Below are 15,350 nucleotides of genomic sequence, written 5' to 3'. Positions count from 1 at the left end.
TCGTGACACACGAGAGCAAGCAGATGACCTCTAGAACACCTATGCCCCAAAGTTGCTTAGACCTTTACTCATTCGCATCCTGTTTATGAGCTTTATCCCTACTAAAACTTATCCATTATTCTAATGCTATTAGTTGTGAATCCCCGTGTATCACGGGGTAAATTCGACATAACCATCAACGTTCGCTCAACACGTTTCTGTTAGACTTCTACTCAATATTGGAAGCTAACCCGATCATGTTTTTGTAATCTTCCCAAAACCAGTATGATTCAGGGTTATTGGCATAATTTTCTTCTTGTTTTCTATTTGATTCTATTATATCCAAACTTCTCCACGAGGCGCCTCTCAAGTTCCTAAAGTCTGTGGCAGAAAACTTTAACATCAATTGTTCTGCGCCGAATGTATGTTCTACATTAGCTTCGTATTTTTTTCGGGAGTAGGTTTCGAAAACTAATGTCATCTGCAATGACAAGAACTCTCCCACACTAAAATCATCAGTAAATGCTACATTTGACCATTCTCCATTGATTGATATATTTCCTTGCTGTCTGACTTCAAAGTTTTTATCGTTTATATGGTGCTCAATGATCCCTGAAAGCAGGATTGAAATGTTAATGTTGGTCACACCTTTTGGCTTATAGTGCGCTATGTAATTTAAACTACTGGCGAGCTTTGCTAATACTTGTTCAACATCCCTTAATTCAAGTTGTTGAATCCCTAAAAGCTTAGAGACTAATAAATCATTACGTTCTTTATGATTACCGAATGGATAAATGCAGATCCCTTTCTTTTCATACTCTGAGTATTCAATCTCTTTTGCTACTACATACTCGTAGATTAAAGGTCTTTTTAACGAAACACGTTGGTTAAAAAAACGTTTCAAATAACGCTCAGAGTCAAATTTTTCTCCATAAACTGCATTAATAGATGATTCCAAAGATTCAGTATCTGTAGCAATTAAAAATGTACAACCATCTACGTTGAAAAAATGTTTTATGATTTCAAGCATTTTAATCGCATAGTCTGGGCGACACCTATCTAGCTCATCTAGGAGGATAACTATTGGTGATTTGAGAGCATACAAGTCGTTCAGAATGTGACTGATTGTACTAATCTGTTTTCTGATATCCTCCATGGAATCGACTAAGTCGTTTTGTTGGGTCATCAGTTTTGTGATTAAAGCAGTATTTGTGTCATCCACACCCCTCATAACTTCAATCTGGGGAGTTTTGAAGTTAATTACCTGTTCAAACAGATCCAACGCTTCTAAATCCACGGCTTGCCCTGTTCCAGATGCATATAACTTTTGCGCACCTTGTATGATTGAGCTAAGTTTATTGAAGTTATATAGCAGGCCATTTATCTGTTCTATAAATTGCTTGTACTTTTTCGTACGTTTATCTGCTTTACTATTTCTAAACAGAAATCCAAGTTGATTCAAAAGCTCTGTACATACGACTGTTAAAGGGTCTTTAAGAAAGTCACTTTCCCAAGCATCAATATATACCACGGGGTATGATTGCTCAGCCAACTCAACATATATGCGCCTCAAGAACTCTGTTTTACCCGTCCCCCAAGCTCCGTTCAAGTTCAATACAAAGCCATTTTTTTCTGAGGTAAGAATAGATACTAGAAACTTTCCGTATTCTTTTCTGTTAGTAATGCAAGTAGACCAGTTATAACGTCCATTCCATTCTTCATAACGACTTGCATGATCCACTGTCTTCATAAACTGTCCATTATTCAAGGGCATATCTTTGCAATTTTACACCTAAGTGGATATTTAGAAAGCCGAATCTTGAGTGCAGCATTGTTATAGTCAGCAAAAAGCCATCTAGTTAGAAGAGATGGCCTAGGCTTTGAATTCGCCTTGATAGAACCATACTTTTCTAATCCTATTTCTTGATATTAGCTATCGCTCTAGCAAGGCTAAGCAGTGTGTTGAAGTCTTAATCTCTAACTCTGATTGAATACCCAATAATGCAATCCCTACCAATATTTGTTGTGGCCTCACCACTTGATCAGTAGGGAGTTCCATACCGTCGTATAGCATTTTGAACTGTAACCAATCTTCGCTCATGCTTAGTTCTCGACCTTTTGCCATTCGCATAAGTCTTTTGCACTCGGGAGGTATTGGATTTTCCTCACCTCAACCTGTGACAGTTCTCACAGGTTTAAAACACAATTCAGCAACCTCGTCATTTGGCACCCTAACTCTCGAAAAATGTAATTCTTACTCATTCCGCGGCACTTCGATGATAAAACCTCTAAATGCAAGAGGTTGCTCTGTGTTGGTAATATATGCAGCGCTGATCATGGGTGGGCAAAGTGCGCATTGTACGAAGGCGTATTAATTGGCAAATTTGCCTTATAAAAAGTTATTCATGAATCGCTAATATTAGAATTCCTGAAACTCATAAATGTCCAGAAATTAGTTAGCTATCACGGCTACCTCAGATCCGCCCTGTGATCACCAAGCAATTCTGTCGTATCGTAACTACCAAGCGACTTTGTCATTACGTTAACTACCGAGGGATTTTGACGGGACTAAATTGGCTTACCTTTTAAAGTAATTAATTAAACTTTGGAAGGGGCTAAGGATGTTCTATATGGTGACCTTCTCCCCTGTGACTACTTGGTTTTTGGTGTCTCAGAGCAAGCGGGAAAGTGCTCTTTAAGATCATCTAGATCGGTTAGCACAGCTAGGTATACCGAGCGCTCTAAAGGCATAGATTCTTCGACACCCTTAGAGTTGTCTATTATAGTTTGTACAGATTTCTCATAGTTCTGAACTATATTCATAGCGAAATTGTTATTATCCTCAGCAATTCTAAGGTTAGCGTTTGAAGTTTTTACTGACTGCTTAGCAGCTTTTTCTTTTGATTTTGCTTCTTCAAGCTTCTCTTTTGCATTGTTTAGCTCGATTTCTACATCAACTACTTTGCGTATGGCTAAAGTTAGTTCTTCATCTGTAGTTGTTTCTTCCGCATTCAATTTCTTAACAGTGCCCAAAGCACTATCTCTCGCTGTACTAGCGTTCTCAGCGTTTTTCCTAGCAGCTTCTAAAGCGTTACTAGCTTCAGTTGATTGTTTATCAGAATGTCCCTTAGAGTTCTGCGCCTTTTTCAAAGCGTTCTTCGCTATTACAGAGGGTTTCTCACTATTTGATTTGTACAACGAGTAGGGTTTAGTGCTTTCTTTATGGAGCTTAGCCATGCTCGATATAGTGCTAGCAGATTGGAGAGCCACTTCAAGTGCTGCCAACTCTTTGATAAATACCGTCGAAGCATTTTTAATGTCAGCTGCGTCTAGTTTTAACTTAAGTTTGTTTAATTTAGATTGAGTATTGATAAATGAAATTGAATCAGCCGAGATTAGTTTGGTAACAACTTTCAAGTGATCTGATTTTTCGGCTGAGATACGACTTTCATCTATACACTTCATTCTCAATTCAAATACTTTGTATCCCGATACAATGGTGTAACCTTCTGTTTTTTTCTCACTCGAAGCCGCTACGTTCTTGCTCTTGTTAGAGCCAGATGCCGACACATTATCGCTCCAATTGTAAACACGAACGTTGACTTCACTCGTGGCTTTTTGAAGGTCGTCGTTAGCTTTATTGATTGCTTTTCGATTGGTCTCGATATCTTTCGCACATTCAGCGTCATCCTTACATGTCGCTAAAGTTAGGGTTGTTGCACTGAGGGCATTTGTTAGATCAAGTGCTGCGGTTTTCACATCGACAGGAACGCTATCTTTGTTTTCCCCATTAACATCTGTTATTTCACTCGGTACTGGTTCCCCTTTAGCATTTTTTGCTTTATTCGCTTTATTCGCTTTAGAATCATCGTCAAGTGGGTAATTATGGACAATTACAGAGGCTTCGAATTGAGAGTTTCGAAGGCTGTCAGCCAAGCAGTTGGCGGTCATAGGTGAACGGTTTCTATCTGCATAGCACAGGTCACCAATTTTATAGTTCAATTGACCATCTAGGCTTACTTGCGTTGTTTGTAAGGGATAAAATCGGATAGGGTCATCGTACCCACCTTCATTTTCCGCAGTGTAGGTTAACCCATCAAAAACAGTGAGTTGACTAGAGCTGCAAGCCGAGAGTCCTATGACACACAGCGGTGCTAAGATTCCATTCTTAAACATGGTTCAATTCCTTTGAGTAACATAACTATCGAAGCAAGCCACATCCAATTCAAACTTGCGATATACATCGAATTTTAGCGGAACCTTTGATTGTTATTAGTGATGGATGTCTAATAGTTTATGCGTTTGGTTGATGGGCATTGACACTCTCCCTTAAAAAGTGCAGAGTTATCATGTTCCAGAGCCTCATCTATTCGATGGGGCTTTGTTGTTTCTGGTCATAAATTTAAATTGAAGCGCCACTTTCTATTGTGAAAGCGGCGCTTTTTTGTGGGTGCTATATGCAAGAGAAGATTTCTTCATTTCTTACCTACCTCACCAGTTGCTTACTTTGTAGTGGTACGTTGAACTTGGCCATCTAGTAAGAGCTAGGCAAAGTATCCCTACAACCATTTGCAATACTAGACGTTATCCGAAGACAATCTATAGAGCTGAATCTCTAAGTAGGTTTTGTCCAAAACCTTCACAGATTGAAATCTTTCCCGTGTGCGAATTCTTTCCCGTGGCACTTTGTGGATCTGATGGCTCGAAAAAGCTTCTGCCCCTTTATGTGCTAGGTCTTTTACCCCAACATCTCAATACTGTTTCGTTGTAAACCCCCGCGATGTATAAGGGGCGACTATTTACAAAACTACACTTCATGTTGAATATGATTTCAAATCATAATTACATGTTGCAAACTTATGCACCAAGGAGCACTCTTGTTATGTTCCTGATTTAATGGGACTTATGTAAATTTATTGTATTTTTGGGGTGACATATGGCAACAACAGATTTTGAATCGTGGCTAAGTAATGCCGAACCTGAAGGGCATGAAGAAGTATATGCTCTTTATCGTGCAGTATCGGATATTGATGAGACGGGTATGTTTACTTGTTCAGAGAACAATGGACGTTTTTTTCTGAAAGCTTCTCATGTTGAAGAGACATTATTACTCGCATCTGAAAAAGCTCGCAAAGCATTTATTGCAACTATTAACTCCAGCTTTGGAATTAGTGATTTTGGTGGAGATATTGAAGGGTGGTACGCCTATCGTCGAGCTATGTCAAAAGATGACTAAGTATCAAAATCATACACAATAAAAACAATTAATAGGAAAATTGCACTGATGAGACTTAACAATGAAAATGGCTTAATGGCATTGGCTAATCTTTTAATTAACAAGCACGCGGCGGAGACATTTCCAATCGACCATGGTACACAATATGTATCTAGGTCTGGTTTGGTTTGTAATATTTACAACACCAAAACAATTTTAATTCAAAATGAAAAGGCCGACCCTAATTTGGCTAATGATATCCGAAGCTTGGTTGATATGTGGAATTAATATACGTAAACAGAACTGGAAAGGCAGTGACATGATCACATTTATTTGCTTCGTGCGTATCAAAAACTAAGCCTTCCAGCTAGCGTAAGTACAGTGCTTACGCTAGTTACCACAACTTACTCTACAATACCTATATCTATATCTATATCTATATCTATATCTATATCTATATCTATTCATGCTTCACTCAATGGTCAAAAACACTGACAAGGTTTTGCCTTCTTATAATTTATATGCAATAAATCATACGCCTTCTGTTAAGGTCACTTTCCCTTAACAAAAGTTATCCATGTGGTGATGTCAGCTCGGATGTTTTGCGAACCCAATGAGGCAATACAGGGGGAAGTATTTTTTATAAGTGACAATAAGCGTCTATGAGTGTATTGTCATGGCGGCAATCACTCCGCTGAACTTAAACTACAAAAAAATCATGATTTTAGAGTATAACTCAGTTACAACCCTTGTCTGGAACCAAGTTCCAGCAATAAGCACTTATATGGAGGCTGTAAATCCATACAAAATTGGCTCATTTATTACTCTTCCATTGCTTTTAATATTCTTAATACGCTTGTATTGGAACTACCGAAACGATGAATCTTGGAAGCCTTACGAACGTTCATCTGCACTTCGAAATGTTATAAATTTAGTCTTTCTGTTCTTTAGTATATTCTGGGCGGCGGCCGTTTCAGTTTTTGGCACTGAGCTGAATAAGCAGTGGTTTGGTTCAGACATACTAGGTTATGAATCTTTACTCTTCTTTATGTCGGCTTCTGCTGCATTTTATCTAGGCTGTAGAGCATTTTTGTCTAACACTAAGAAAGAAGAAAACGACAAAACCTCTCCTTCGTCAGAAGTAGTAAAGAAAGCGGCTGAAAAGATAATTGTGATTCAGGGGAACTATGAAGCTTGTTTAGAGGACTGGATTTTAACTTACAACAATTTTGACGAAGTTGATATTCAACAATTGGAAGTACTTGAAGAAACCATAGTTAACTCGATAAAAAACTGCATGAAGAACATGCTAGTTATCTTGCGTACTTGGACTGATGATAGCGGTACTGTCCTAAAAGTGAACTTGTTAAATGTCCTTAATGCTCAAGGTGTATTAAAGGAACTGGAAAAGAATCTAGATACAGGACTAGTAACCCCTCTTATTCTTAAAGACTCTCCCTTTTTTCTTTTTAACGACAATTGGCAATCGTGCTTACAACGTTGTGATAAAGTTCTAATCAATGAGCAAGATTTAACTCAAATTGATGGTACATGTGATATTCCACGAACTCATTCACCTATTTGCATGCCATATTCTATAAATGAGTTCAACAAGTATGGCGATCAAACGCAACCGAATCTCATAGGAGCCCCCGAAGCACTAAAGTCAGGTAGCATAAAGTATGTAACTCCCTTGAAAACTAGAATTCAAGAATTTATTGGAACTCAAATAAATGGAACCTGTTACTCGGAGCATACAAGGAAGACCTTTGAGTTAGGTCTACAAAAATACTATGATAGAGATACGGCTGCTTCGATTATCTCAATCCCATTAAGCTATATCGAACCGAAAGTACTATATGATAGTCAAGAGCAAGGTAATCACTATTCTGGTAAAGAAGATTTTACTAGTGTACTAAACATCTACGCCCACAGTAATTATATACTTGCGAATAATCATGTCGTACAATCATACTGTCAATTGACAAAGCCTATTACAGATACACTTGCTAAGCTCGTATCAATGCGATTACAGTTGCTTTTTGATATAGACGTAAAACGACAGCGAATACTTGAGGTGGAGCCAGAGCAAAAACATAATTCATCTGGTACAATTGATCGTAAAGGTTGCAAGATTCTTTCAGACTGGAGAACAAAATGGACAACAAAAGACTTTGGATCTTAACTGCTCAAAACGTAGTGAAGTTTTGTCGTGTTTCTACCGCTAGTTCTGATAACAAAAAACGCCCTGCTCGGAAAATGAAAGTTAGACAAGCATCTGAAAAACCGAGCAGAAATATTAGCGTCACTGTTACTAACTAATTGTCGAATATTTTAAAGGGAGCCTCAGTTGCTCCCTTTATCTTTACGTTGAACTATAAGCAAAATCTTGATCTATACCAAAACTACCTATCGAACCACAATTATGCGTGCGGTTGCATTTTTTCTGGTGTGAGTTTGCTGTTCGCACTAATCCTTAGACCCTTAGTAACTCATTTTTGTCCAACAACGAGCTAGCTCAGATCTACCCATTGTGTGTTTCAAATATGGTTCAACATCGCGGCTCCCCCCTACTGTCTCGAATGCAGTTCTGACTATATCAAACTTGCAGAACGAAGCGCCTTCTCACCTTGGGTTGCTAACTCCCTATCTAATTGAGCGTTGAAATAACAGCTCTTTCTCGTAACTGTCTTTCAACATACTTGTATGCCATACCCTAGTTTTCGGTTATCAACTGAGAATCGCTTAATCGTCAACAGATTTAGCTTATCAAGTTGTTTCAGTTGCTTATAAGCAGTAGACGCATAGTTGACACCTTGTTTCTTCAGACGCTCTATCAACTCTTTAGAAGATTCGATGTTGAACATTACCACATATAAAAAAACGAAAATAAGGGTTGGAGTGAGCATTGTCCGACTTGATTCCCCGTAGCTTTTATTCAGCGCCAAACGGATCTTTTTTACTAAAGCATGGTCATCATGGGAGGTGTCAATCAGTTTGAAATACCCTCGAAACTTTAAATAGTTTACATGATAACCTCCTGTTTCTTGGAGTTTTTTGATTTCAAACATATCCGAAATTACAGAAGCGCGAACGATATCGTAACCATATGGTTTACTATCAGGACATAGTTGGGAAGCGATAACAAAATCTGCATTAGCTTGATGTGAATAATTCAGGGCGATTAAAACAGGTAAAAGTGATTTATTTGGATTATCTCGGTGAATCACCTCACAAAGATATTTTAGTTCATTCAAAGACATTTCCATCAAGCGAACACCTCGCACTCAGCTTGGACACATTGATAAAGTGCTGAAACCAATGTATCTGCTTCATGATTATCATACACATAACGCCTATTTTGCTTCACTGTTAAACCAGGTTCTATACTTTTCATCGACATTCCCTTATTAGCCTACAACCAAGTTATCACTATCTGATGAGCGCATTGGTTTTAGTTCAAAATGCTCATACTGCTTTCTCATGCGCTCCACCACCTCACCAGGAACTCCATGAACATTCTGATAATTACCTTTCGCCTCAAGCACCTCAATTTCCAGGTCTAGTCCTGAGCTTTGAGCTACCTTAAGATAGTTCATCAATTCCCATTTTTTGATGAAGGTATTCGCTACTACTACATCATATCCTGCTAACAAGAGTCGTTTCATTTCTAGTTGGCACCATGCATGTGCATCTTTGATGTAGCGACTGTCAAATTTGTACTCACCCTCACTACTGGTGAAGAACATATCAGCCTCAACTAGCACCCCTTCTTGCTCATGTGCTTTCGTTGTTTTACCCGAGCCAGAAACGCCTCGGATATATGTAAGTTTCTGTTTTTTCATGCCTTTACCTTTTTTATAATTTTTAGTGGTCGTACAGAATCCAGCCGCCCAATTTTTGATCAGCCGAATAAAATGAAGATATAAGGATTAATTAATTATCTTAACGTCAAACCGATTGTCTTGATAAAGCAAGAGTAGCTTTGATGGCATTTGAAGCCTGAGAACCGTTCCTTCATTCAGAATAGTTGTCCAGTTATTACGAGAGCCACCAGACGTTGCGTAACCAGATATCATTGCGATATCTGAATTGATTCGAGCGCCAGAGTCTCGTCCAAAAGCTTTGCACAAGGGCTTACCGATGAAACCAATACCTTGTTTGCACTTGCGAATTTCTTCGAGCGCTGTTATTTCAAGCGTTACTGGTTCACTGTTGAATATTTCATCAAGCTTATCGACTTCTTTAGACACGAAACTAGGAAAGATCCAGGCCTTTTCATCTTTATTCCATGAGCCACCAAGAGCTCGGGATCTATCAACAAGAATAGTGTTGTAATCAGACCTTAGAGTAGTAATGCCCTGTCCAACCTGCTCTTTAGCACTTGCTTTCAATTTGTAGATTAAGTCAGTGCTATATTTTGAACGAACTGAGACATCTTCTACCGCGAGTACCTGGTCACCTAGCTCAAGTTCTTCAGAATGGTCGTCTATCAGTATTTTACAATCTGCACCACGAGCGGTTTTAGCGGCATAGTATTTTCTGTTTCTTTTTATAATATTCAATTGCATTGGATTTACCTATTTTCAGTTAATAATCATAATGTTGTATTCCCCTTTTTATTTAGTGACATCTTGTTAGATGATTCCCCAACCACCAATACTTTCTTTTCTATACTTGTTTCGCTAATTCATTCAAATCCTTTCGTCCAAAGTTAAACTAAATCCCATATCGTCAAATGACTTATGTAACGGTTCTATTTGACCAGTATGGAGCTTCATAATGGTAATCAAAAATTCTGGAATTGGATTTTTACCGCTCCAGTATTTTTCTAATGCCGAGCGCTTGACGGGAAAAACTTTCATTGCTTCTTGAAAATCTAATGACATCGTATTCCGTTCTGAATACCTCTTTGTTTTAGTCAATCCATAAATTCGACAGAAAGACAAAAATGCACTATGTCGTAATTCACTCAACTCTTCATCGTTCATAGTAATAACCTTCTGCAAAATAACCTCGTTGTACATAAACGAGACTTTCTTAACCTGCACAAACATCTTCACACACAAAAGTGGCAGAATCAACACTTTTACGCACAAAGGCCACTAAAATGCAGATTGCACGTACTAAGATATAAAATATCACGATTTTACTCATCTGATACGTAATATTACTTATTTTAGTGCTTTTGGTGCTATTCAGGTAGATACTTATTAACCTTGGTTACCGAATTTCACTGATATTTATACGCCCTCCATTTTTAAACCAAAGCATTTTGTAGTATCGGGCTGGTGAAAAACGAAGGGGATTATTTTAAGAAGTAACCGATCATGTAATGAGGGAATTTGATTGATAAAACGCTGCTTGACTATGATTAAATAATAAGCTGAGGCTATCAGGTTAATCGATGAAATCTGATTGTTCAGCACTATCATTTCTAGTAGTTAAGATGCTTCGAAGAGTAAAAATTTGTTTTCAATCTAATAGAGAAAAACCATAGCAGACAAGGTTCACTTGCTCTCTCTACAGAATTGAGGAAAGTCCCATTTTTAAGCCATAAGAGCGTCTTCTTGACTCTGATACTTATTGAAATCAAGATAATGAACCTGTATTACTTGACTTGATGACAGTGATTTCAATATCAAGTTTTAAGTAGTTTATGTAATTTCCTTGCGTTCAGAAGGTTGTTTTCAAACCCGTCTTCATGTGGGTATCCAACTTGGCTTGAAACCTGTCTTACGCCCTCAACTATGCGATCAAAATTATCGTGAGTATGCCCACTAACCATAACGGTTACACCATGCCGAGCTAACTCTCGGATTAACTCATTGTCGTCAGAGCAGAAATAACACGTTAAAAGGTCAACTGGATAGCCTGAGTGTTTCAATTCAAAAGTTTGTGGAAAGTGAGAAATAACCAGCTTGTTCTTCTTTGGAGAGCTGGACATAGATTCAATACAAGAACTCCTAAACTCAGCATTCAACTCCCTCATTTTTGTTGGTGTCAAAGTTTGATTATTCACGGTTATGTACTTGAAATCATTGATTCTTATCTGTAGAGAAAGTGTGTTGACGTCATTTAGCCCACTGAGGTTTGTCCAACCAACCCCTCCAAATATCTCAAGATCATACTTATCAATAACTACCGACGTGTTTTCGAGAAAGTGCAAGTTGCAACTTAATTGATTCCAAAGAGGCAAACAGCTCAAATAATCAAGATAATCGAAACCTTGAGGATAAAACTCATGGTTACCAGCAATCACGATAAATTCAATGTCAGGGTTTGATTTAGCAGCTTGAAAAGCGAGTTCTGCTAGCCCTACCCCATGCGTAATGTCCCCACCTAGTATCACAATATCAGCGTCAGGGTTAACCAATTGTTTAATAGTGGTTCCACTAAACTCTTCATGCAAATCTGAAATCACTTGAAACAACGTATCCACTGGCAATCCCTTAAAAAATGACTGTTATAACAGGATAATAGTAGCTCAAACCGATGTCCAACAAGTCATGTACGACTCCATTGATACGTCAGATTAATTGACGATATAACCCTTATAGAGCACCACCAAAGCGGTGCTTTGAATAAATCGACAGATTCGTGAGCGAAGCTCATGGGAAAGTTCTTACCGATTCTTAGTCCATTTAAGAATTCTTAAATTTGGGTTGGAATTTTAAGAACTTCTATAGTTGAAATGACTATTAACCAAGGGCTATGTGTGACATGAGGTTTTCGCAAGTACACCACTAAAACCAGATCTAGTTTTAGTGGTGAGTTCGACCATTGGGCTTCCGAAAAAGGCACGATACCTCTGCCATTCAGGATCGTTCACAAAAAACATTTCCATGAGCATTGCTCATGAACATATCGATTTAGTTCAAAGCTAAGCTTTGGCGAACTTTAAAACAGGGGCACTTTGAACATATTTTATACATATAGTAGAAAGTGCCCCTTTTACATTATGGGAAAATGAAGTTGTTGTTGAATCCGATCGAGTTTATGGAAGATCAACAAGCCCTTTAAATACGATATGTGAATATCGTAAAAAAAATACACTCCACAACATATTGATTAACAATAACAACGTTAAAAAAACTACCTAAGCCATTGATTATATAAGTAGTAGTATATGGTGTAAGAACCGTATCTACGTTAAGGTTTGACCAAATCGACGGTAAACCACCATGAACAAACTTATCTGTAGAGCCTTAAACCAAAACTCAAACTGCAACATAAAAGCCTTGAAAACTCTTAGTGCATTAAAAGGCCTTCCTCTTCTTGTCGGCTGCTCAAAATATAGGCATATCGAGCAATTCAAAACGAAGTTTTGGAAAACTGCTCATAGGGACACTTTCCCTTATTTATATATAAACACTTCAAAGTGCCCCCCTTTTACTTAAGGCAACGCTTTGCTGATAAATGTCAGTAGTACACCCTCCAAAGAGTCACTCTTTGAATCTATCGATTATGGTTCATTCTAAAGGGCCAATTTTAAACAGTTTCCACCACATAAAACCCAAATAATTATAATAAGGTAAATATGAAAATTACTAATAAATCAACAATATCAGAACACATTGTCATGGCTGGTCATGCATTCGATAAAGTCACGATTCTTGTATCAAATGGTGTCGAATATTCTTCATCAGATAGAAGGATCGTGGCACCAATATATGGTCAAAAAAACATTATGGAAATTTACCGTTCATATAAACAAGCAGGAATAAAAGACATACAGTTTGCAGTCGATTCTCAGTCACTTCCAGAGGCTTCCTCGACTCTAATGCTTGAAAACTTCAAAGCCGACAAAAAGCATATTATTGATGTAGTAACGGGCGTTAACTACTCTAGCTACCATTCATTTCAGTACTTATTTGAAGCTTACAAGATACATCCAAGTGAAGAGTTAGCATCATTCCTTTCTAGGTACTTAATTCAGCAAATCCCGCTTCGGTTTGACACAGCAGAGGCATGCTTAAATCACTTTCTTACTGGTAGCTCTGATGATAGTTACAAAAAGCTTCTCTCCAAGTTACAAGAACTTGAAGCGTCGCACGAAAGCGAACTCATAGAGGCAACTAGGGTCTCCAACTTTGACGATATTGTTGAAGTCGAAACTTTTGCGGATGTGGGCCACTACATTGACTCTGAAAAGTACAACACATATGCACTCTTAGGTAGAGCAGGATCAGGGAAAACTAAAAATGTACTGCAACCTATATCGAAGTCTGCTCATAGCAAAAAGCGTATCGTGTATCTTTCATATCTCATTCCACTAGTTGAACAGTTCTGTGAAATGACTGATGCAATTTCTTATAAAAAAGCGTCCTTATATGAGATAGAAAATGCAGATGCACTTGGAGTTGTAGTTAACAGTAGCTACAAAGATCACATAACGTCTGTCGTACTTAGTTGCGACGTACTTATTATCGATGAATTTGAAAAAGTCACTTCGACTGTTTGCTCAAACAGCAACAATACAATGCCGCGAGAAGAAGTCTTTGAAATCTTGAGCAAAGCAATTAAGAAGGCTCCCAAGGTTGTTGTTGCTGACGCTGATATTACTGACACAACTCTACGTTGGCTGAAAAAACTAGGCAAAAACATTCAGGTTATCAAAGCAACACATAATCCATACAAAAATGTGAACGTCACAATCGCAGACAAGCTCCATGTTTTCACAAATACAAGAAAACAGTTTAAAAATGAAAAGGTCATTTTATTTGACACGCTCAAATCACTCAGACTTGTAATGATAGATTTAGGATTGAAAGATAGCTCTGGTCAACCATGCGAAAAAGTGGCTTTACGTAAGAAAATACTTGTTATCACAGGCGCTAACAAAGGCTCATCAGAACAAGCCAAATTTCTAAAAAATCCTTCTATGGAATGCTTGAAATACGACAAGATTTTCGCATCTCCATGTCTTGCTTCAGGATATTCGATAGAAAGTGACTATACAGACAATGTGAACGTCATGAGTGATCTCACGCTGGGTGTGAAAGAACTGATTAATTTTTCAAAAAGATTCAGAACTAGCACGAAAATAACGTTCTATTTAACATCAAATTTTATGTACGACTATCAACCAATACACAACAATTTTCTTGATTCAGATTGTGACCTATTGAATCTAGAATTTGTTAACAAGCGGAAACTGTTCAATAGCAACCAACCATTAAGTATGAGATGGGCGCTAAAACAACTTGGATTCAATGTTCAAATATTAACCACCACCCATGAGTTATTGGAGAAGGGACAAAATCAGCTCAATGTATTGAATGGATTGGACAAAGAGAGTCGAATACAAGCAATCTTGGATGCGCCTCTAACCACGCAAACAGAAGTAGACAGGCTCATGGCAACAAACCAAGTAGGTTTTCAAGAGCAAGCGATGATAAAGAGATTCGAGATCATGCGTGACTATCAGATTAGTTCAGTAAAAGAAGAAGATGTTCTTTTTGATATGTCTTTTACGAATAAACAGCTTTTCAAACACGTCTGGACTAATCAACTGGACAAAAGCACAAAACACCTCGTTGAACCTGCCAAGATTCTGAATTCAATGATCTTTGAGAGTTCTGAATATAGTAATCGGGATGAAAAACTTAGACTTTCACGTCCACAGGTTCTTGAAATATCGCGAAAAATTTATGACAACCATGAATATTTTCATGAGGTACTTCCAAGAGTAAAGTTTTATGAGGAATGTACACAGGCCCGAGCAACCAAACTCTTAAAATCCCTATTAACCTCATTGGGGTATATATGGCCAAAGCATGGATACAATGGCAACAAAAACTTAGTGAGAATTAAACTTGATGATAGAGCTTTAGCTTTTAGAAACACCATCAGCTAGGATTCAGATCGAAGCCCCCTAAATGCCACTACACACGCGGCATTTAGGGGGTTATATGATTTAACTTTATCGTATTAATCATTTAACTATATAAACCAACAACTTGAATCGCTTACACATTAAGCAGAAAACACCACTAATCGTGAGGTTAATCACAAATAATTGCATGTGCAAATGTTTCACCTTTACCAAGCAAATAAGTAGCAGTTAACATATTCACCTCGTAAAGCTGTCCTCACAGTTTACTTTGTATTCAACTTGAAGGAGTTACTAACAATATAGAGCCTTGTTTGCTGG

At 37.9% G+C, this 15,350-nt stretch carries 11 protein-coding genes and 1 pseudogene; 4 read left to right on the top strand and 8 right to left on the bottom strand.

Features of this window, described 5'->3' with window-relative positions:
• Positions 1 to 208: 208 nt before the first annotated feature.
• From AC3CH4_RS21965 to AC3CH4_RS21955, 3 genes and pseudogenes are all read right to left on the bottom strand, one after another.
• Positions 209 to 1,729, bottom strand: a complete 1,521-nt coding sequence (locus AC3CH4_RS21965; protein ID WP_488543825.1) for a KAP family P-loop NTPase fold protein — start codon at positions 1,727 to 1,729, stop codon at positions 209 to 211.
• Between the two features lie 166 nt (positions 1,730 to 1,895).
• Positions 1,896 to 2,241 (bottom strand): annotated as a pseudogene (locus AC3CH4_RS21960) (regulator).
• A gap of 390 nt (positions 2,242 to 2,631) precedes the next feature.
• Positions 2,632 to 4,155 (bottom strand): ATP synthase subunit B family protein, encoded by a 1,524-nt coding sequence (locus AC3CH4_RS21955; protein WP_488543824.1) that lies wholly within the window; start codon positions 4,153 to 4,155, stop codon positions 2,632 to 2,634.
• A gap of 760 nt (positions 4,156 to 4,915) precedes the next feature.
• On the opposite strand from AC3CH4_RS21955, the gene AC3CH4_RS21950 reads away from it, so the two are divergent.
• From AC3CH4_RS21950 to AC3CH4_RS21940, 3 genes are all read left to right on the top strand, one after another.
• Positions 4,916 to 5,215: a hypothetical protein gene (locus AC3CH4_RS21950; protein ID WP_065101379.1), complete on the top strand. Its 300-nt coding sequence runs from the start codon at positions 4,916 to 4,918 to the stop codon at positions 5,213 to 5,215.
• A gap of 48 nt (positions 5,216 to 5,263) precedes the next feature.
• Positions 5,264 to 5,482 carry a hypothetical protein gene (locus AC3CH4_RS21945; RefSeq protein WP_065101380.1) on the top strand — a complete coding sequence of 73 codons (219 nt, stop codon included), beginning with the start codon at positions 5,264 to 5,266 and terminating at the stop codon, positions 5,480 to 5,482.
• Between the two features lie 388 nt (positions 5,483 to 5,870).
• The gene (locus AC3CH4_RS21940; RefSeq protein ID WP_488543823.1) at positions 5,871 to 7,379 is read left to right on the top strand and encodes an SUI1 family translation initiation factor; all 1,509 of its coding nucleotides are present in this window, start codon (positions 5,871 to 5,873) and stop codon (positions 7,377 to 7,379) included.
• Positions 7,380 to 7,887: 508 nt separating this feature from the next.
• On the opposite strand, the gene AC3CH4_RS21935 is transcribed toward AC3CH4_RS21940, so the two are convergent.
• The 5 genes from AC3CH4_RS21935 to AC3CH4_RS21915 form a co-directional block, all read right to left on the bottom strand.
• The gene (locus AC3CH4_RS21935) at positions 7,888 to 8,451 is read right to left on the bottom strand and encodes a hypothetical protein (RefSeq protein WP_488543822.1); all 564 of its coding nucleotides are present in this window, start codon (positions 8,449 to 8,451) and stop codon (positions 7,888 to 7,890) included.
• A 153-nt stretch (positions 8,452 to 8,604) separates the two neighbouring features.
• Positions 8,605 to 9,039, bottom strand: coding sequence for an AAA family ATPase (locus AC3CH4_RS21930; protein ID WP_488543821.1), 435 nt, complete (start codon positions 9,037 to 9,039; stop codon positions 8,605 to 8,607).
• An 87-nt stretch (positions 9,040 to 9,126) separates the two neighbouring features.
• Complete coding sequence (locus tag AC3CH4_RS21925) at positions 9,127 to 9,765, bottom strand: hypothetical protein (RefSeq protein WP_488543820.1); 639 nt, start codon at positions 9,763 to 9,765, stop codon at positions 9,127 to 9,129.
• Between the two features lie 123 nt (positions 9,766 to 9,888).
• Positions 9,889 to 10,185, bottom strand: a complete 297-nt coding sequence (locus AC3CH4_RS21920; RefSeq protein ID WP_155759418.1) for a hypothetical protein — start codon at positions 10,183 to 10,185, stop codon at positions 9,889 to 9,891.
• 650 nt (positions 10,186 to 10,835) lie between these two features.
• Positions 10,836 to 11,636 carry a metallophosphoesterase gene (locus AC3CH4_RS21915; protein WP_488543819.1) on the bottom strand — a complete coding sequence of 267 codons (801 nt, stop codon included), beginning with the start codon at positions 11,634 to 11,636 and terminating at the stop codon, positions 10,836 to 10,838.
• A 1,098-nt stretch (positions 11,637 to 12,734) separates the two neighbouring features.
• Between AC3CH4_RS21915 and AC3CH4_RS21910 the strand changes: the two genes are divergently transcribed.
• Complete coding sequence (locus tag AC3CH4_RS21910; protein ID WP_488543818.1) at positions 12,735 to 15,053, top strand: hypothetical protein; 2,319 nt, start codon at positions 12,735 to 12,737, stop codon at positions 15,051 to 15,053.
• The last annotated feature ends 297 nt before the right edge of the window (positions 15,054 to 15,350 follow it).

The organism is Vibrio sp. QJM3NY_26 (genome assembly GCF_057786005.1).
The sequence above is the reverse complement of the archived record's forward strand: the minus strand, read 5'-3'. Positions and strand labels throughout refer to the sequence as shown.